The sequence below is a fragment of the Raoultibacter phocaeensis genome, assembly GCF_901411515.1.
Lineage (GTDB): Bacteria > Actinomycetota > Coriobacteriia > Coriobacteriales > Eggerthellaceae > Raoultibacter > Raoultibacter phocaeensis.
The window spans coordinates 229,919-249,548 of sequence record NZ_CABDUX010000002.1 but is presented as its reverse complement, the minus strand read 5'-3'; the positions used below and the strand labels follow the sequence as shown (position 1 = coordinate 249,548).

Below are 19,630 nucleotides of genomic sequence, written 5' to 3'. Positions count from 1 at the left end.
ATCGCCGCAAGCGGCGGGCGAAACGATCGGCCAACGCTTTGCATGATGGCCTTGCACCTTCCGTTGTTTCGTCTCATTATAGCCATAGTAAGAGATAGGAGACCCGATGCTGCATGATGCCGTTTCCCAAAATCGAACCTGTCGACGCTTTTACGAGAACGAACGCATCGATCGCGATACGCTTGTCGATCTCGTCGATACCGCCCGTCTCGTCCCTTCGAGCGGGAATCGGCAACCGCTCAAATACTGCGTCGTTCACGATCCCGCCCTGTGCGCTCGTGTGTTCGATTGCCTTTCGTGGGCTGCAGCGCTTCCCGATTGGCCGGGTCCCGACCAGGGCGAACGCCCAAGCGGCTATCTCGTCATCCTGCACGACAAAACGCTCGTTCTCGGAGAGTTGTTTACCGCATGGGACGAGGGCATCGCGCTGCAAACGATCATGCTCGCTGCACGCGAAAAGGGATATGCCGCATGCCCTATCGGGGCTTTCAAGAAGAAGAGCCTGTCTGAGGTGCTCGGCATCGACCGCGAGACGCTCGAACCCGATCTCGTAGTTGCGCTCGGCAGACCTCGGGAAGAAGCCGTTATCGAGGCCATGCCCACCGACGGATCGCCCGCCTACTGGCGCGACGATGCCCAGGTGCACCATGTGCCCAAGCGCTCGCTCGACGAGGTGCTCATCGCCCAAAGGTAGGCTCGCCGCAAAGCGAGAACCTCCTTAGGGTGCAAAGCGAAAACCTGCATTCCGCCCGGCTGCGAGCTGCGAGCTGCGAGCTGCGAGCTGCGAGCTGCGAGCTGCGAGCTACGAGCTACGAGCTACGAGCTACGAGCAGTCTACTCCCGATGCGCGCGAGCCGCCTCGGCCCGCTCGGCGATAACCGCCTCGAGTTCTTCGAGCTCGCCCTGTTCGAAACGGTACGGTACCACCTGCAACGTGTCGACACCCGAGGGATCGTCCCTCTCGACGCGGACGAACGCGAACTCCACAGAATCGTAGCCCTGACGAAGCGTCGCAAACGCGTAGCACTGCGCTTGCAGAAGATGCTTTTCGTGGAGCTGCTCGTCGGTTTCCGCCGCGCTCCCGCCCGTCTTGTAGTCCACGATAAGCGCATGTCGTCCGTCATCGGTGCAAAACAAATCGATTTCTCCCTCAAGGCTTCCCGCCCCCGCAACCGCTGCGCAAAACGGAACTTCGGCATCGTGCACGCGCATGCCGAGCGCGCGGGCGCACACCCCGGACGAGAACCAACGATCGACGGCGCTCCGCAGGCGCTCGACGTCCTTGATACCGTAGGTTTTCGCCACGGCGTCGAAACGGGATCGCGCGAAATCGGGAGAACGCAGCGCGGCAAGCTGGGCGAGCCGGTGGAATGCCGATCCGAGATCGGTCGCCTTGTCGGCATCGGCTGCTAATGGCGCTCCGTCGTGCATATCGGACGCAACGGCGTCGTGTGGTTCGGCGATGGACGAATACGAGAAGAGCCCGGATCGTTCGCGGACGGGCGCCCTCGTGTCAAGCAAGCCGAACGGCTCGATTTCGGGAACGAAAACCGTACCGAGATCGCCGATTTCCCCTGCTCCCACTGCGTACTGGCACGCAGATTCGCCCCTGCGAGTCGCCTCGGCGCATGCGGAAGGCTCATAGCCGTCGGAGGGGTGCGCTTCACGGCAAGCAGCCCCCTTTTCGAGCAGATCCCCTGCGATGACCGCGGTCGGCTCCTCCCCTTCCGCATCCTCGGCAACAGCCGCAACGCGCACGAACGAAGCGGGTTCGCTGCCACCGTAATCCGCAAGCGCATCGTCGGCTGGAAACAGCTCATCGCCGAACAGGGCCGAGCGGATGTCCTCAACCGCGCCTTTGTAGGCCCTGTACGGATCGGTCTTCTGCTCCTTGATGCCCATCACAACTGCAAGCGCCTCTTTGGCGCGTGTCGCGCCCACGTAGAAAAGCCGCCGCTCTTCGGCTTCCTCCTCACGGTGGGCAACGCGCTTGAGCGCCGCGTGGTAGTCGAGGAGGTTTTTCGCCGTACGGGGATCGGCATCGTCAGACGCTTCGTATGGTTTTGCCTGCGCTTTGGCCGAGAGCGATCCCTTTTCCATACATGCGGAAGGGGCGCCAAGCGAGAGGTACGTTTCGGTACCGATCGTTTCGGCTGAAAGCTTGCTTTTCGAACCCGAAGGACCCTTTGCGAACCGAGCAAGCGCAACAAGGGGAAATTCGAGGCCCTTGGAAGCATGGATGGTCATGATCTTCACGGCCTCCTGGCCATCGGCCGAAAGCGCTCCGGGTGCTTCTTTCATTCCAGCTGCGATCATCCCCGAGAACTCTGCGGCGACGCGCGCGATGCCGTACGCCTTATCTTCCTCCATCGTCTCTACGAAACGCACTGCCTTGAGCACGTTTGCTATGCATGCGCTGCCTTCCGCGCCCGAAGCCTCGAGCCGCGCGATCCAACCCGAATCCAAAAGCACGTCCATAAGCGCTTTCGAAGGCCGCTTGAAACGTATCTCCATCTGGGCTTTCCGAAGCAGCATGACCGCGTGGCGAAGCCCAGGGGAAAGCTCGCCCTCGCACTCGGCGAGCGCCGCAAACCCCTTACTCAAATTGCGTTTGAGCGGAATGCCGTTCGCTTCGTCGAACCCTGTCGAGAGGTCGAGCATGTCGTCGGCCGAAAGCTCGAACATCTCGCTCGTCAGCACCTCAAAGAGTGCTTGGGTGTCGTTCAGATCGGCGAGCACCCGCAGCAGGCGTTCGACCACTTTGACTTCGCGCGCTTTATGGAAGAGCGATCCCCCGGCGATCACGCACGGGAACCCTTCTTCGCGGATCGCCTGCGCGTACACCTCGGCGTACGCCATGCGGCCCAAGAGCACGGCCATGTCGGAAAGCGCATGGCCCGCATCGTGCATCCTGCGGAAGTACTGCGCTATGGCGCGCGCTTCGGCTTGCGCCAGATCGGCAGTGCCGCCCGAACACCCTTGCGGCACGGTTGCGGCCACGAGCTGGATGCGCGGCTCTGCCGCGCGGTAGCCCCGTCCGTCGTAAGCTGCCTCAAGGTCGAGGAAATCGTCGCCGAACACCTGCTTCTGCGAGCAGACCGTGCGTACGAACGCGAGCACGTCAGCATGGCTTCTGAAGTTGCGCGACAGCTTGAGCAGCGTCGGCTCTCCCCCGCTTTCCCGTACCTCGTCGGTTTCCAAACCCGATCGGAACGCTTTGTACACGTTGACATCGGCACCGCGGAACCGGTAGATGCTCTGCTGCGCATCGCCGACCGTGCACAGATAGCGCAGCCCCTCGCCCGCAAGTCGGCGCACGATCTCGATCTGGATCTGGCTCGTATCCTGAAACTCGTCCACCATGACGAGCTTGAAGCGATCGCGGTACTGCGCGGCTATCTCTTCGTGCGACAAGGCATCGAGCGCACGTTTGAGCAGATCATCGTTATCGAGAACGCCGAGCGCGCGCTTGCGCGATTCGTATGCCGTCTGAGCCCTCTGGGCGAGGGTGAGCAGATCGTCGAGCAGCGGCCTCGCCTTTGCAAGAAACGCCTCTTGGGCAACGCCCGCATGGACGTTCATGTACTCGGCGGTTTCTTCGGCAGGGCAGCCGCGCTTACCGAGAAACTCGCACTGGTCGAGCACGTCGATGAACCCCTCAATCGTCTGATCGCCATCGAGCAGATAGGCCTCAAGCGCCTCGGCGGCATTCGAGAGGCTCATCTTGTTTTTCTCGAGTGTCGCTGTGGTTTTCGCACCCTCGTACGCCGCTAAAACTTCCTCGCAGGCAAGCAGCAACCGCTTGGCGAGCTCGGTCGGTGATGCGGGTGCAGGGCCTGTGCGAAAGCCGTCGAACCCGTCGACCATGCCCGCGGCTTTTGCGATGAGCGCTTCGACCATCGCAAAAACCGATCCGCCGCCGAATCCGATGCTCCGTGCGGGAAACGCTTCGAACAGCGCATCGAACTCGGTGCGGCTCACTATTTCGGAATCTTCGCCTACCATTTCGTTGATGGCCGCGTCGAGCAGTTCGTCGCGCTCCTTGTCGCCGATCACGGCAAACCCTGGATCGAGGCCGAGCATGAGCGCATGGGTTCGCAGGATGCGCGAGCACATGCCGTGAATGGTGGATATCCACGCAGAATCGACTTTAAGCGCAGGTTCGAACAGACCGTTCGCCCGCAGTGTCGAACGAACGCGGCTCTTGATTTCGGATGCGGCCTTGTCGGTAAACGTGATGGCAAGCACCTCGTCGATGTCGCGGATGCCGGAGTGCGAATCGGGGGAGAGCGCATGGGCGATACGCTGGGAAAGCGTGAACGTCTTACCCGAGCCGGCGCCTGCCGATATGTCGACCGGCCCGACGAGCCGACCGATGCAGCACTCTTGCTCGTACGTGTAGCTCACCTGCGCCATCATTCGCCTCCCTCGCGCTCGCGCTGCACGGCATCGCGCACGCTGCATACGGTGACCGGGCAGTACGTGCACGCATCAGCATCGCGCGGGCAGGCGCGAATCTCGCCTGCGAGCAGCCCTTCCAATCGAGCCGCGATGGCTTCCTCGACGGTATCGAGCAGGTTTTCGAAATCAGTCGTTGCGCAGCGAGCGGCATCGATTCCCAGCAGATCCTTGCCGGGATCGAGCACCGCATGATCGAACGATCCCGCTATGCCTCCGTCCTTGCCGTACGACACGTACAGTGCGCCGACCGGTTGGAGCCCCATGGTTTTACGCACGGCTTGCGCGTAGATGAGGGTCTGCACCTTGCGCGGAAGCGCAAACGGCTCGCCCGCCTTCTCGCGCAGCGCATACGCTTTGCCGACGGCGCCTTTGTAATCGATCACGACCGCACGGCCGAAACCGTCGACGTCGACGCGGTCGATCGTCCCGTTCACCATGAAGCCCGCATACTCGAATGCACCTTTCGTGCGCCCGAAACCCACCTCAGCGTCAAGCGGCACGAATCCGGAAAGCAGCTGCGCCTCGCGATCGAGGTAGCCGAGCAGTTTGCGCTTGAGATCGGCAACTTCGCGGCGTTCGAGATCGTCGAGCGGCACGAGCGCAGCAGGATCGCCGATGAGCGTCGCATCGTAGGCAAGCTGCTCGTCGAACACGCAGGAGAGGATGCGCTTCGCACGATCGAGCGTATCGGGAGACACCTTTGGTGCGACCTCGCATCTGAACTGAGCGTAAAACCGCTCAAGCACCCGATGGGCGAACAGGCCGAACTCGCGTCCGCCGAAACCCGCATCGAGCTCTTCGAGCCTGAGTCTGCGGTGCGCGAACCATTTGTACGGGCATTCGAGGTAGCTCTCGATCGCGGAAGGGGAAAGGTTCCTCCCCTCGCTTACGACGCCGCCCCACTGCATGGGAAGCAATATCTTCTCGCGCGCTGCTGCCGTGACGGATCCGGTCCGGGTAACGGGGATCTCGATCGACAGATCCTGCGGCTCGCCTGAGGCGGAAAGGTTTACGAACGCGCTCTGCTCCCCTCGCACCAAGGCGTACCGGCCGAGCGCTTCGGTGAGCCCGGTCTTCTTGTCGACCTCGGCAGGGTTCTGCAAGTCGCGGCGGTAGCAGTCGATTACGTCTTCGAACACGACGGCGGGCCGCTCCTCGTCGCCCGCCTCGTTGTTGAGCGGCCGAGAAAGGAAAAGCACTGCGCGCGGCACAGCGAGCGCATCGGCGAACGTAGCGCGGATCGAGGCGAGGCCGTCGCGCTCGCGTGCTGCGCCCAGCTTCTCGAGCAGCGTCGCAAGCGTGCCGCCCTCGTCACGCACCGGATACGACGTTGCCGTCAGATCGACCGCGAACAGCACGTCGCACGTAGAAGGACCAAGCGACGCCGCGGTCTCAAGGTCGACGATCAGCACAGGTTGCGCACAGGACTCGACAGGATTATTCGCCTCAGCAGAAGCATGCATCCCTCGGGGTTCTTTCGATGTTTCCGAGGCCGCTGAACCCGCCGGTGCGACCCGAGCGCCCCCCGGCCTTCCCGGTTCGACGGCCAGTTTTGCGAACAGGCGCTGATCCTCGAGAACCGAGCGGTACTCCTCCCTGCTCGCGCCGAGGGCGACAGCTTCGTCGTAAACCGTGCGGGCGCTCGCCAGAGCGCTCATCTGCCGATCGCGGTACCCTTCTGGCCAGGAAACCTGCTTTCCCACGTGCGCCTGGAGAAGATCGAGGGCATCGGAAGCCCGGCCGCTTTCCAGCAGACCGACCAGCCCGTTGAGCCCGTGATCGGCAGTACCTGCCAAATCGGTGAGCACCGAATCGCGGTCGATCGCACGGTTCGCCCGCCAGCGCGCGTCCATCCAATAAGCGCTTCGCACCCCCACACCCGAATACGCACTCAGCGCGAAATCCGTTGCAGCGCGTGCAACGAACGGGGAATCCCCGTCGAGCGTTTCAAGAAGCGCAAGCCATGCGGAACCGAACTCGGTTGCAGAAAACGGCACGGTCCCCCGCACTTCCGAAGCGATGCCGCGCACAGCAAGGCGCTCCGCAACGCCTTCGAACAAGGTATGCGGATCGCGGGCCGCAACGACAACGGACGCCGAGCCGTCGTGGGCGCGCATCGCTTCGATCGCATCGCACAACGCCTGAGCCGAAGCGTAGCGGCCAGCGGGCAGCACGAAACGCACGGCCCCCGACGCTTCAACCGGATGCGCTTCATCGGGGCGATACAACGATGCGAGAAGCTCTGCGAGCTCGGGCGCCCGTTCGCCTTCGGCAACGGCACTTCGCTCGTTTTCGAGCAGCACGGCATCGGCTTGCCCAAGCAGCGCTTGTTCGATTGCCGTGAAATCGTCGAGAGAAGCGCCGACGACGATCGGGCGATATCCGGCGAGCACATCGGGGTCGGTGAGTATCGCGACGGCTTCCGCCTGCTCGACTAGGTTCGCCTCTGCAGCACGCTCGCGGTACAGCCGAAGCACCTCGACCGCCTCGCGTTCGCCCTCGCCCAGGTCAGAACCTAGAACCGCGTTCGGGAGCGCTTCGCGCGCAGCCGATGCGATGAATCGCCGCGTTCCCGGCGTCGGCTGCAACAGAGCCGCGCGCCGTTCGCTGCAGAAACAACTCAGGACCTCGCCTGCGATGAGCTGGCGCTGCACTGCGTTGACGATCGAGCGACCATCGCCGAACAGCTCCCAGAGATCGGCGATCCACGACGAGAACTCTACGATATCGATGCCGAACGGCGAACGAGTCGACCACGCCTCTTTGAGACGAACCGTCTCTTCGTAGGCCGAGACCACGATAACGGGCTTCGCGCCCTCATCGAGTGCGCGGTGCGCTTGACTGTAAGCGGCCTCGTCGGCCGCAGCTTTGTTGGATACGGAAACGATTGAAAGAGTCATGCGACCATTATACCCCTGCGCGCCGTCTCCTGCGAGCGATACGGAAGTCCTCCACTTCGCCCATTATCCGTCAGCAGAACGACCCGTATCGCCGACGTATCGAATGCATCGACCCCGCATCCCTTGCAGCGAAGACGATCCGTTCCGCACAGTTTTCCTCTTCGTGTTGCGCTTGATGGGCGCAAGCACGGGTGGGCTTTTTTCAACCTGAACGAACACCCTGATCACAGCTTTGCGCTAAATCGCACGCCAACAGGAGGCACCCTTGGCGTGCTCCCGGGGCGGCTCGGGGTCCCGATTCCGCAACACATCGGCGGAAAACGTGTAGCCAAGGGCTCTTTTTGCCGCAAAACCACCAGCGGCATACACCTGCCCAAGCCCGAACCGCCCGATCACCGACGGCGCCTGCGTTAAAGCATGCCGCTTCTGGTTTTGCGGCGTATTCCAGGTTCGCCGTCTTCCAACCGTCGCTTAACGGCCTTCTTCCATACGGTTTCTCTTACTGGATTTCCGATCGGGATTTATACGATCAGGAATGCCGCTGAGCGGGTTTCGGCGAACGTCGCATGATAGCTTCGCAGCTGTCTTTTGCCCCTGCTTCGTCGGCAATGGCATCGAGCCTTCGGTTCCGAAAGTACACGAGCCAGTTCGCACCGAGACACACAACGTTGACGAAGTACACAACAAGCACCCAGTTGATCGAGCCCGAAACGAATTTCGCTGCAATGCCGAGCGCATAGCCGAACGTGATGAGCGCGATGAACTGCCAGCTCGAGCCCTTCGCCGTTTTCGCTTTGTATGCCTTGTACGCATTGAGCGGCCATGAAAGGCCGAAGCATATCAGCATCGCCGCCTCGAGCAACTCTGCCACGAACAACCATCTCCTTTGCGAGCGGCCGCATACGACCGCGTCGATTGCTTTGCGCTGCTAAGAGTGCCTCGACGCTGTTTGCTGCGCGAACAAACAGGAAAGCTTACGACCCGAGGATACGGGCCGCCACCTGCTTTTTGCGGCTCAAGATGCCGGGCATCCACGTGCCGCCCACGCCCGTGCACTTGATGTTGAACACCCGATCCACAATGCGCCGGTTGCCCTCGCACAGAAACTGGCTGCCCTCGGCCATGATGTCGGTCGCCATGAACAGCACGAACTCGTAGTTGTTCTCGTCTTTGAGCTGGCGCATGTAGGTGCGGATCTCGTCCTCGCGCTCCATGACCGCGCCCAGATCAACCGTCTCGTGTTGCGCGATGAGCACGGTGGAATCGCCGAGCTGGAATTCCTTGGAATCGGCACCGACGAGCTTATCGACCGGCAGGTTATCCTCGCCGCCCCGGCACCTGAACACGGCGAGGCCGAATTCGGTCGGATCGACGCCTGCTAGAGCCGAAAGACGCTCAACCTGTTCACGATCGAACTGCGTCGCCGTGGGCGATTTGAGAATCACGGTATCGGTCATAATGGCGGAGAGTAGCACCGCTGCGATGGGCTTTGGCACCTCGACGCCGTGCCGCTCGAACTCCATCGAAACGATGGTCGCCGTCGAGCCTACGGGCAAGTTCAAGAATTGGATGGGATTCGTGGTCGATACGTCGCCGATGCGATGATGGTCGACGATTTCCACGACGTCGGCTTCTTCGATGCCGTGCACAGCCTGGCGCGTTTCGTTGTGATCGACGAGGATGACTTTGCGCCTCGGGCGCGTCGCCACGTCGGAGCGGGTGACGATGCCGATGCAGTACCCGTCGTCGTCGAGCACGACCGCCTCCCGCAACGCGCTCGCCATGAGGTCTTCGACCGCTTCGTTCAGTAAGCCCTCCTTGTCGAGTACGAGCACGTCGGTTTCGGTCATCTCGTCGACCTTCTGACCGAGCGAGGCGATGAGGTCGCCTGCGACCGCCATGCTGTTGGAGCCGTCGCCCTCGAGTGCGTCGGTCGCCGAGATGTAGCGCTCGGCGATCATGCGCGTCGTGATGAGGCCATGGTAGGTCTCATCGTCGTTCACCACGACGAGCGAGCGAATGTTGTGCTTGCGCAACAGGCGCCCCGCCTCGAGTAGCGTTGCGGTGCGTGGGATGGAGATAGGGTTCGGCGTCATCACATCGAGCACGCGCGCATGGATGTGGCTCAAGATTGCGGGAGCCGTGATGCCGTTTTCCTCAAGGACCCAGGAACTCTCGGGAGGAAGGGGGCCGAGGCGCATCGGCACGTATTCGGCGGGCGCTGTACCCGAGGCTTTCGCCTCGCGCTTCGCCAGCTCGTTTTTCAGGTACGCGTAGCCGACCGCTGCGCTGATCGAATCGTTGTCGGGGTTGCGATGTCCTACGATGACGATGGGTGCCGCCATGGTTTACGCTCCTTGCAATGGTGTATCGGCTTGCTTGAGCGCACGCGTGCTTCGGCGTGCGCAAGCAGCCATTGTAGCTGGTTTGGACGAGGACACGAAAGGTTTGAAGCATTCACCACAAATCGCGGGCTCATAACGATACTCACCGCCGTCCGCCCGCACATCGCTTCGTCCCAGACAGCCGATGCCGCCACCCGTACATCGCTTCGTCGCCGCCATCCGCGGGACGCTTATCGAAACGCTGTTACGATTCGATGGAGACGGCTTCGGCCGTGATACGATTGCCCCGCACCCTACCGCCATCTTGCAAGGAGACCATATGGACACCTTGAGCATACGCGATATCATCGGGCCCGTCATGATCGGGCCGTCGAGCTCCCATACCGCAGGCGCGCTGCGCATCGCCTACATGGCGCGCAGGCTCTGCCTCGCCGAGCCAAGAACCGTGGAGTTCACGCTGCTCGGCTCGTTCGCTCATACGCTCGTCGGGCACGGAACCGACAAGGCGCTTGTCGGCGGCATGCTCGGCCTCGACACCGACGACCTGCGCATCCGCGATTCGTTCGCCCTCGCGCGGGGAATCGGCATGGCGTTTTCATTCAAGCCCGATGCGAACGCCGAGTACGACCATCCCAACACCGTCGACATCCGTATCGTCGACGCAGACGGCAACGCCATGCGCATCCGCGGCGAGAGTATAGGCGGCGGCGCGGCTGTTATCAGGCGCATCGACGGCATCGAGGTCTACATCACCGGAGAGAACACGAACGTCGTCATCCGGCAGAAAGACGAGGCCGGCGTACTCGCGCACATCGCCAAGAGCTTCGGCGAACGCGGCGTCAACATCGCGAACGCCCGTATGTACCGCGAACGCAAAGGCGATGCAGCCTACACCATCCTCGAGACGGATCAAGCCGTCAGTTCGGAGATCAAGCAAGCCATTGAAGCGCATCCCGCCATCCGCGACGTGCGCATCATCCCCGGCGACGCGACGGCCGGGGTGGCGAAAGACGAGACCGTCGATGCGGTTGCCGCGCAGGCGCGTTTCGACGAGCTCGATTTTCCGACCGGCGCAGCTTTGCTTGCCTACTGCGAGAAGTCAGGAACGACGATTTCCGAAGCGTTCCTCGCCCGCGAGGAAGCGCTTGGCGCAAGCCTCGGCTGCTCCGTGAACACAAACGGATACCTCGATGTCGTGCTTTCGGTGATGAGACGATCGGCCCTCGGCCCGCTTGAAGAGCCGCTGCCTTCGATGGGAGGCTTGATCGGCGGCGAAGCGCTTAAGCTCGCCGCCTTACGCAAGCTCGGCGACGGCATCTGCGACGATCAGCTTTCGCTTGCCACTGCCTTTTCGATGGCCGTACTTGAAACCAACGCCTCGATGGGCCGCATCGTCGCAGCCCCCACCGCAGGTTCGGCAGGCGTGATACCCGGCGTGCTGCTCGCGTTGCAGGAAACCCGGAGGTATTCCGACGACGACCTTAAGCGCGGACTCGCCGCCGCAGCCGCAATCGGCTACCTCATCACACGCAACGCCACCGTTTCGGGTGCCGAAGGAGGCTGCCAGGCAGAGGTCGGCTCGGCCGCCGCCATGGCCGCCGCAGCCGCTGTCGAACTCGCAGGCGGCACGCCCGCCCAGTGCTTCGCCGCCGCAAGCAACGCGCTCACGAACATGATGGGCCTCGTATGCGATCCGATCGCGGGGCTCGTGGAGGTGCCTTGCCAGAAGCGCAACGCCTCAGGAGCCGCAACGGCGCTTGTGAGCGCGCAGATTGCGCTCGCAGGCATCGGCAACCTCGTCGATTTCGACGAGACGGTCGAGGCTATGCGCAAAGTGGGCCGCTCGCTTCCCTTCGAGCTGCGCGAAAGCGCTCTCGGCGGCATAGCGGCCACCCCTGCCGCCTGCGGCTTTTGCGCCTCGTGCACGCCGGGGATGAGCTGTTCGTAGGAAGGCTAAATCATCAACGCCTTTTCAAGAACGCCGATCCCACCAAGGTAAGCAGCAGAACTACTGCCCGAAGAATCTGGGATTACGTTTCGGAGCAATAGCCCGCACGCCTACCCGATCTTGAGCGCCCTACCTGAGCCGCATCTGAGCCAAAAAAGGGCGATGCATACCGCATCGCCCTTCACCCTACCGTCTTTTGCAGCCCAGCGCATCCTCCTTAGCCGTTTAAGCGCTTTCCGATCGCGCAAGTGCGCTGCGAGCCGAGATGCGACCGAACGCGCCGCATTCGCCAACATTTCCCGCCCCTTGGTAGAGATGCCCCCAAACGGATCCGAATTCACCAGCAGAAAACAATCCTTCGATCGGTTCGCCCATCGGGTCGAGGATCTCGCCTTTCGCACTGCGGACAGGGCCGCCATCGGTGTTGAGCAGCGCGGGAACGCAGAGCATCGCGTAGTACGGAGACGTAGCGATCGGAGTCAAGGTGTCAGCCGGGCGGTAAAATGCGAGGTCTTCGCCACGCTCCACAAATTCGTTCCACTGTCCGACTGTCTTCACGAGCTCGTCGGGCGGCATCTCGGTAGCCGCAGCGAGCTCTTCGATCGTATCGGCCTTCAAAGCCCAACCTTCTGCAACGGGATCCTTCGAAACCTCGGCAGGCATCGCTCCTGCATCGAGCCCCGCCTGATCGAACACGAACCACGCTTTCTCAGGCAACGGCAAATGAGTCCAATTGCCACCGAACTGCGTAATTCCATGACGGTAGCCCACGTTAAGGCTCAGATCAGAGTCGGGTGCAGCATATTTGCTGTAATTGCTGCATGCGTCGAAATCCTGATAGAAACGACGACCGTTGACGCCAACCGTGATGCCATGCTGCTTGGATGTGAAGGAAAAGAGCGTAGAGACGAACTTGGTGTTCTCAAGATCACGAAGAGAAAGCCAGTACTGCGCTCCGCCGTGCATGTGCCAGAAATCGGCACCGACCTTCATGCAGGCCCGATGTCCGTCGCCCGTGTTGCCTTTGCCAGCGTAGGGATAACCCCGAACACCGGTATAGTCGCGAAGCATTTCGGGATCGTTTTCGAAACCCCCTGTGCACATGATGACGCCGCGCTTCGCCCTGTAGCTCTTGCCGCCAGCCTCGACGCCGACGATCGCCTTGGTAAAAGGATCCTGTATGAGCGATTCCATCGGCGTGGACTTCTTGTACGTCACGATGTCGCTGCGATCGTTCAAGACGTCTAGGAGGAAGTCGTTGATATGGTAGTACGGCTGATCGCCCTCAGTTTTAAAGAGGATGAAGCCCATGGTGTTGTCGTTGGGCATCTCGGGATACTCTTTGGTAGATTTCCCTGTCGGGTCAGGAGGATACGGCTCTAGCCAGTCCTCCTGTGCTCCCAAACCTAAAAGCCAAGTGCGGTTTTCCTTCAGTTCGACAGCGAACGCCTCAATGACGTCTTCAGGCGTGCTCTCGCCGATAAGCTCGTTGAGATAGACCACGGCTCCATCAACATCATCGATGTAGAGCTGCCACCCCGCGCAAAACGGGCTGTTACCGTTGGGCGCGGCGTCTTTTTCCAGCAGGAGACACGATGCACCTTCACCCTCTTCGGCAACCGTAATAGCAGCGGTAATGCCCGCAATGCCCGCTCCCACCACTACAACATCGTATTCTTCGTCCCACGAGACGTCTGATCCTTGATTCGCCGCGGTACTCCGTCCTGCGTTTTCGCTTCCCTGAGCACATCCGGCCAAGCCGAATGCAGCTGCACCCGCTAGTGCAAGCCCCGCCCCCCTGACGAAACTGCGACGTGAGGCAAGCGGTTTGCCGACTCTCATCCCATTCTTGTTTTCACTCATGTTCCTACACCCCTTTTTTCGAATTCCTCCATGTTTCTTCCACGCCGACGCATGAGATGCAGTCTTCGGCGCGGGAGAAACAGCGTACCGACTCCGATGCATTAGCGGCATCACCGAGGTGGCCTAATCGAGTATCACCGTATCCCCGAACTGGGTGATTTACCCGAGTTCGCAGCAATGCTCGGGGCAATTAATCGTTGCGCGCAATTGAGTTTTTCTGTTTTGGGATATAATCGATGCGTTTGCTGTCGGGGTATCAAGCCGCATCGATGTGGCAATCACAATCAAAATCGAGGAGGCCATGGCACAGCCGACGTTTGAAAAAAGCATGCTTGTCGCCTTGTTCGGCGCGCTTGGCATTTCCGCGGTCGTTGCTCAAGCCGATCTTATTGGCCACTGGTTCGGATTCGAGGCGTCATCAGCAGGGGTTCAGCCGCTTGGCAATCCGCGTTTATTCTTTCTTGCGGGATATACCTTATTGTCGATCATTGCGATATTCGTTGCACGACTGAGCCGACAGCAACTCACCATGGTCAAATGGTTCGTATTCCTTACCGCGGGCATCGGCGCGTTACTGTATGGCTTCGCGTATGCGTCTACACTCGTGCCACCCGATGCTTCCGCTATTATCGGGCTCGTGCTGTACGGGGTCGGCTATCTGGGTACGACGCTGTTTCTATACTGCGAACTGGCAAGACTCAAACGGCTTTCCATTGCCTTATGGGCGATCGCCGTAAGCCTTTTCCTCAAAACAGTGCTTGGCGATGCGATCGGAAGTACTTCTTCGGGCGCTACCCAAATCGTCATCACCGCTCTGTTGTCACTGGTTTCCCTTGCCTGCTTGGGCGCCATGCGCAAGCTGAATCATCCGGAGTATCTTGAGCGCTATCGCTCGGAACCTACCATTGGGGCAGCGGAGAAGCGCAACCTCGTTTACCTGCTCGTAGCGGTTTCCGTTATCCTCGCAGCCCTGCGCGGCCTCAGCCATCTTGGTCTATGGGGTGAAGGCTACTTTGGATCGCCCGTCGCTTCGCTCGCGGGATACATCGTGGTCGGCCTCATGTTGGCCGGATTCACCTACGCTACGATTATCCGCAACAGCAACGACCGCATGCTTATCAGATTCCAACCCGCTTTCCTCGTCCTCATCGGCGGATTTCTCGTCTACGCCCTCAAAGGCAACCTCTTCGATCCAACGGCACTCGAACCAGTTTTCTCCTGGTTGATGGTTGCCGTCGAACTATTCGGTCACCTGCTTTTCTGGGCGGTCACGCTAACCGCCATGCGAACCACGCGCGATCCCGTATGGAAGTTCCCAGGGATCATCAACGCGACTTACGGCATCGTGGCAATTGCATGGGCCCTCGTTCTTCTGTATACGGAAATCGGCGAAGGCGTGCTCGCCATCGTTGCCGCATTTCTTGCAATGGCTGCCGCCATTCGTCCGCTCAGTAGAAAACCGGCCGAGTCAACGATCATCGGATCTTCTTCACCTGAAGCGCCTGACGGCACAAAGGACAGTACCGCACCTGCGCAACCCGTCAAAGAGCACGAGAGCATCGGCGAGCATATCGCCCAGTGTTATCACATACTTGCACAGCAACACGGGCTGTCGCCCCGAGAAACCGACGTCTTTCTTCTGCTCGCCCAAGGCAGAAGCAGACCGCATATCAGTACAGCGCTGTATCTTTCAGACGGCACCGTAAAGACGCATATATCGCATATCTATAAAAAGTTCGGCGTTCACACGCGCGAAGACCTCCTGACAATCGTGCAAAACGCTACAACGCAAGGACAAGCTGCAGATACAGATACTCGGTAAGGCCGCGCACAACGCATGCACTCACTGCGCCTGTCGGTAACGCTGAGCCTAAGGCACTCTTCGCATCCAAGCTTAAGTTCTACCCGATCTTCACGATGGGTGCGTAATCCTTCAGAAGCTTCTTCGTCTGGCCGGACTTCGAGAATTTGATATGAAGCGTATCGCCGTCGACCTTCACGATCTTGCCGCGGCCGAACGTCTTGTGGTCGACGGTGTCGCCCGCCGCAAACGCCATGCCCGCAGCAGCTTTCTTGCCCGTGTCGCGCGTGAACGCCGCGTACGACCCGCGCTGAGGGCGGTTTGACGGACCCGATGCGCTCGACTGGCCGAACACGCGGCCTCCGCCTGCTTCGGTGCCCGAGCCGGCGATGCCCTTGCGACTCCCCCGCTTCTCCCATCCGGTACCCTCGAAGCCCGACGAACCCAGACCGCTCGTCTGACGCAGCTCGTTCGGGATTTCCGAGATGAAGCGCGACGTGGGGTTCGCCATGGTCTGACCGAAGATCTGGCGCGCATAGGCGCAGGTGAGATATAGTTTTTTGCGAGCGCGGGTGATAGCCACGTAGGCGAGCCTGCGCTCCTCTTCGATGCCTGAAGGATCGTTCGCCGAATTCGAGTGCGGAAACAGCGTTTCCTCCATGCCTGCGACGAACACGCAATCGAACTCGAGCCCCTTCGACGAATGCACCGTCATGAGCGTGACCGCCGTGCCGTCCTCCGACATCGTGTCGAGGTCGGTCCGAAGCGTCACCCATTCCACGAAGTCGGAAAGCGAGTTGGCCCGCAGCACGCGCACAGGTGCCTCTTCCTGAGAGGACTCTGCCGTAGGCGCCGCGTACTCGGCATCGCCCTCGTCATGCGTATCGACGAACTCGTCGACGACGCCCAGGAACTCCTGGATGTTCTCGACCCGTCCGCGTGCTTCGTCGGTATCCTCAGCGATGAGCGCGGTAATAAGGCCGCTCTTGTCGATGATCGCTTCGACCACCTTGCGCAGGTCGCCTCCGTAAGTGGACGCATCTTTGATGAGGCCCACGAACTCGCCGAGCGCCTTGCGTGTGGCAAGCCGGATAGTGTCGTTGCCGATCGCAAGCTCGGCAGCCTCGAGAAACGTCATACGCATCTCGCGGGCTTCGCGCTCGATCAGCTCGATCGTCGTTTTGCCGATGCCGCGCTTAGGCACGTTGATCACGCGCTTGGCAGCCATGTCGTCGGCAGGGTTCACCACGAGCGTCAGGTACGCGAGTACGTCGCGGATCTCGGCGCGGTCGAAGAACCGCGTGCCGCCGACGATACGGTACGGCACGCCAGCACGCACGAGCATGTCTTCAACCATACGGCTCTGGGCATTCGTGCGGTAGAACACCGCGATCTGGTTGTACGAGAAGCCCTCCGCCTTGCGCTTCTCGATCTCGCCCGCGATCCAACGTCCTTCGTCGCGCTCGTCGGAGGCCATGTACACCTGGATCTTGTCGCCATCCTCCTCGGACGTGAAGAGCTTCTTCGCCTTGCGGTTCTGGTTGTTCGCTATGACGGCGTTTGCCGCCGCAAGCACGTTTCCGACGGAGCGGTAGTTCTGCTCGAGCTTAACGGTGTGCGCTTCAGGATAGTCGGTTTCGAACTCGAGGATGTTGCGGATATCGGCACCGCGCCACGAATAGATGGATTGGTCATCGTCGCCCACGACCATGATGTTTTTGTGCTTGGCAGCCAAGAGCGTCGTGATGGCATACTGCGCGTGGTTCGTATCCTGATACTCATCCACCATGAGGTAACGGAAGCGGTCCTGATAGGCTTCGAGCACATCGGGATGGTTCTTGAGCAGCAGATACGCATACAGCAAGAGGTCGTCGAAATCGAAGGCATTCGCCGCCTTCAGTCGCTCCTGCAACCGTGTGTACACCTTCGCTGCAACCTTCGCGATGGGATCGGCCGCCTGCGCTTCGAAATCGCCCGGTACGATGAGTTCGTTTTTCGCCGTGGATATGCGATTCCTGAGCGTATTCACGGGAAAGCGCTTCGGATCGATGTCGAGCTCGGCCATGATATCTTTGACCAAGCGCTTCGAATCGTCATCAGCGTAAATGGTAAACGACTGGGTGAACCCGAGCCGCTCGGCATCGGCGCGCACTATGCGGACGCACATGCTGTGAAAGGTCGACACCCACATGCCGCGTGCAGCAGGCCCCACGAGCGCCCCCAAGCGTTCGCGCATTTCAGCGGCTGCTTTGTTCGTGAACGTGATGGCAAGGATGCGCCACGGAGCCACGTTGAGATTCTCGATGAGATTCGCAATGCGGTACGTGAGCACGCGAGTCTTGCCGCTGCCGGCTCCCGCGAGCACGAGCAGCGGACCTTCCGTGCACAGAACGGCTTCTTTTTGGGCAGGATTCAAAGAGTCGATGTCGATGGGCATGGGTTGCGCTTTCTTCCGAAGTGTTGCTGTAGTCAGAAGGTGTATTCTACCGCTTCTTGGGCGACTTCCTTGTTTTTCCGCCGAACTTCTTTACACGGTTTCCGTTCGTCATTATAATAGAACAAATGTTCTTGGTTGGGAAGTCCCTAACTCTTGTACGGAAGACAGCCGCTTCTTGAGAAGGAGGCTGTCATGAGCGTTCCGCTTACGTCGCCAGAGTTCGATCCATCAATCTACAAGAGCATCCGAGAAACCCTTGAAGAGGCACGCCGCAAAACTCGTATAGCCGTGAACGAAGCCATAGTTATTGCGTATTGGGAAATCGGCCGACAAATCGTCGAAGCCCAAGGCGAGCGCGCGGAATACGGCAAGCGGCTTATGAAGTATCTGTCTGGGCGCTTAACGGAGGAATTCGGGAAGGGGTTTACCGAAAGGAACCTACAAGCGATACGTCAGTTTTATCTTGCTTTTCGAATTCCGCACGCACTGCGTGCACAATTGATCTGGACTCACTATCGCCTGATCATACGCCTAGCAGATGAAAAAAAGCGGCATTTCTATATGAACGAAGCCGCCAACGAGGGATGGAGCTCGCGTCAGCTCGAACGTCAGATACACTCATCGTATTATGAGCACTGCGTTCCGAATTGCTCGAAGCCTCGCGAGCGGAGTTTATGGGAAAACGGGCGCATGCCCTGTACAACCCCCAACGCAAACGTGCCGCCTCGCAATCCCGAGACGGCACGCTACGCGATTCGATTTTCGCCGGACCCTACACGATCTTCTTGCCGAACACCGCTGCGATCTCGCGGAGTTCCGCCACCAGATCGACGAACTGGGCGGGCGTGAGCTGCTGCGGGCCGTCGGAAAGAGCCTTGGGCGGGTTGGGATGCACCTCGATCATGATCGAATCGCATCCAACAGCAACGGCAGCCTTCGCAAGCGACGGCACGAGATCGCGTACGCCTGCGGGATGCGACACGTCCACGCACACCGGATAGAGGCTCTGCTTATGGATCACGGGCACAGCCGAGATATCGAGCGTGAAGCGCGTAGCCGTCTCAAACGTGCGGATGCCGCGCTCGCACAGAACCACGTTGTCGTTGCCCTCGGCGGTCAGGTAGTCGGTGGCAGCAAGCCATTCGGCGATGGTGCCGGCGAATCCGCGCTTGTAGAGCACCATCTTGTGCGATTCGGCCGTAACGATTCCTATGTTCTTCAGCAAGCTGAAGTTCTGGAAGTTACGCGCACCTACCTGCAAGCCGTCCACGTAGGAGTGCACGAGCTCGCAGTGCGCGGAATCCATCACCTCGGTGAGGGTTTTAAGGCCCCACTTCTCGCCCGATGCTTTCATGATCTGAAGCGCTTCCTCGCCCAGGCCCTGGAACGAGTGCGGGTTGGTGCGCGGCTTGAACGCCCCGCCACGGACCCAGGTAAGGCCGAGGGCCGCAATGCATTCGGCCACTTCGTCGAATTGTTCTTCGGATTCAACGGAACACGGGCCGGCGAAGATAGTGATCTCGTCAGAGCGCGTTCCGTAATCCGGCAGTTTGGTTGCTATCTGCTCGTTCATACTGACGGGGTCTCCTTCATAACCTTGAGGATGCTGGCATATATTTCACGCAGGTTCTCGTTATACAAGGGTCCCTCGTTATAGCCGTCGACCCGCTCGAAGATTTCCTCTTCTCGTCTCGCGTCATACAAGCCCAGATGAGCACCGGGCTTGAGACCACGGATGACCAGCGAATGCCCCGCGCGCTTGTTCAGCAGCGAGACTATTTCGCGATCGATCTCATCGATCTTCGCACGATGTTCTTGGATTTGCGCGAGTACGCTGTTTTCTTCAGACATCGGCTTTCCTTTCAGATTCACAAA

The 19,630-nt window shown here is 60.3% G+C and carries 12 protein-coding genes; 4 read left to right on the top strand and 8 right to left on the bottom strand.

Translation table 11 applies throughout. The features are described 5' to 3' along the window. The first annotated feature begins 106 nt into the window (after positions 1-106). Positions 107-694, top strand: a complete 588-nt coding sequence (locus FJE54_RS08910; protein WP_139652446.1) for a nitroreductase family protein — start codon at positions 107-109, stop codon at positions 692-694. 140 nt (positions 695-834) lie between these two features. Here the strand turns inward: FJE54_RS08910 and FJE54_RS08905 are convergent, their stop codons facing one another. From FJE54_RS08905 to FJE54_RS08890, 4 genes are all read right to left on the bottom strand, one after another. After that, a complete protein-coding gene (locus FJE54_RS08905; RefSeq protein WP_255467327.1) occupies positions 835-4,419 on the bottom strand; it encodes a UvrD-helicase domain-containing protein in 3,585 nt (1,194 codons plus the stop codon). Continuing rightward, positions 4,416-7,361, bottom strand: coding sequence for a PD-(D/E)XK nuclease family protein (locus FJE54_RS08900; RefSeq protein WP_139652445.1), 2,946 nt, complete (start codon positions 7,359-7,361; stop codon positions 4,416-4,418). The genes FJE54_RS08905 and FJE54_RS08900 overlap by 4 nt, the downstream gene beginning before the upstream one ends. Before the next feature lie 529 nt (positions 7,362-7,890). Beyond that, positions 7,891-8,232, bottom strand: coding sequence for a hypothetical protein (locus FJE54_RS08895; protein ID WP_255467326.1), 342 nt, complete (start codon positions 8,230-8,232; stop codon positions 7,891-7,893). 103 nt (positions 8,233-8,335) lie between these two features. After that, positions 8,336-9,706 carry a putative manganese-dependent inorganic diphosphatase gene (locus FJE54_RS08890; RefSeq protein WP_139652444.1) on the bottom strand — a complete coding sequence of 457 codons (1,371 nt, stop codon included), beginning with the start codon at positions 9,704-9,706 and terminating at the stop codon, positions 8,336-8,338. A 319-nt stretch (positions 9,707-10,025) separates the two neighbouring features. On the opposite strand from FJE54_RS08890, the gene sdaAA reads away from it, so the two are divergent. Further along, positions 10,026-11,654, top strand: a complete 1,629-nt coding sequence (gene sdaAA / locus FJE54_RS08885; RefSeq protein WP_139652443.1) for an L-serine ammonia-lyase, iron-sulfur-dependent, subunit alpha — start codon at positions 10,026-10,028, stop codon at positions 11,652-11,654. A gap of 225 nt (positions 11,655-11,879) precedes the next feature. Here the strand turns inward: sdaAA and FJE54_RS08880 are convergent, their stop codons facing one another. Continuing rightward, positions 11,880-13,517 (bottom strand): FAD-dependent oxidoreductase, encoded by a 1,638-nt coding sequence (locus FJE54_RS08880; RefSeq protein ID WP_139652442.1) that lies wholly within the window; start codon positions 13,515-13,517, stop codon positions 11,880-11,882. A gap of 271 nt (positions 13,518-13,788) precedes the next feature. Here FJE54_RS08880 and FJE54_RS08875 point away from each other — a divergent pair, with 271 nt between their 5' ends. Next, positions 13,789-15,339: a helix-turn-helix transcriptional regulator gene (locus FJE54_RS08875; protein WP_139652441.1), complete on the top strand. Its 1,551-nt coding sequence runs from the start codon at positions 13,789-13,791 to the stop codon at positions 15,337-15,339. Between the two features lie 79 nt (positions 15,340-15,418). On the opposite strand, the gene FJE54_RS08870 is transcribed toward FJE54_RS08875, so the two are convergent. Continuing rightward, positions 15,419-17,755, bottom strand: a complete 2,337-nt coding sequence (locus tag FJE54_RS08870; RefSeq protein ID WP_139652440.1) for an ATP-dependent helicase — start codon at positions 17,753-17,755, stop codon at positions 15,419-15,421. A gap of 192 nt (positions 17,756-17,947) precedes the next feature. Between FJE54_RS08870 and FJE54_RS08865 the strand changes: the two genes are divergently transcribed. Further along, the gene (locus FJE54_RS08865; protein WP_139652439.1) at positions 17,948-18,604 is read left to right on the top strand and encodes a DUF1016 N-terminal domain-containing protein; all 657 of its coding nucleotides are present in this window, start codon (positions 17,948-17,950) and stop codon (positions 18,602-18,604) included. On the opposite strand, the gene aroF is transcribed toward FJE54_RS08865, so the two are convergent. Both aroF and FJE54_RS08855 read right to left on the bottom strand, forming a co-directional pair. After that, positions 18,528-19,328 (bottom strand): 3-deoxy-7-phosphoheptulonate synthase, encoded by an 801-nt coding sequence (gene aroF / locus FJE54_RS08860; protein WP_139652438.1) that lies wholly within the window; start codon positions 19,326-19,328, stop codon positions 18,528-18,530. The two genes, FJE54_RS08865 and aroF, sit on opposite strands and share 77 nt — an antisense overlap. Beyond that, positions 19,325-19,606, bottom strand: a complete 282-nt coding sequence (locus FJE54_RS08855) for a chorismate mutase (RefSeq protein WP_102377582.1) — start codon at positions 19,604-19,606, stop codon at positions 19,325-19,327. Before FJE54_RS08855 ends, aroF begins: the two co-directional genes overlap by 4 nt. Positions 19,607-19,630: the final 24 nt, after the last annotated feature.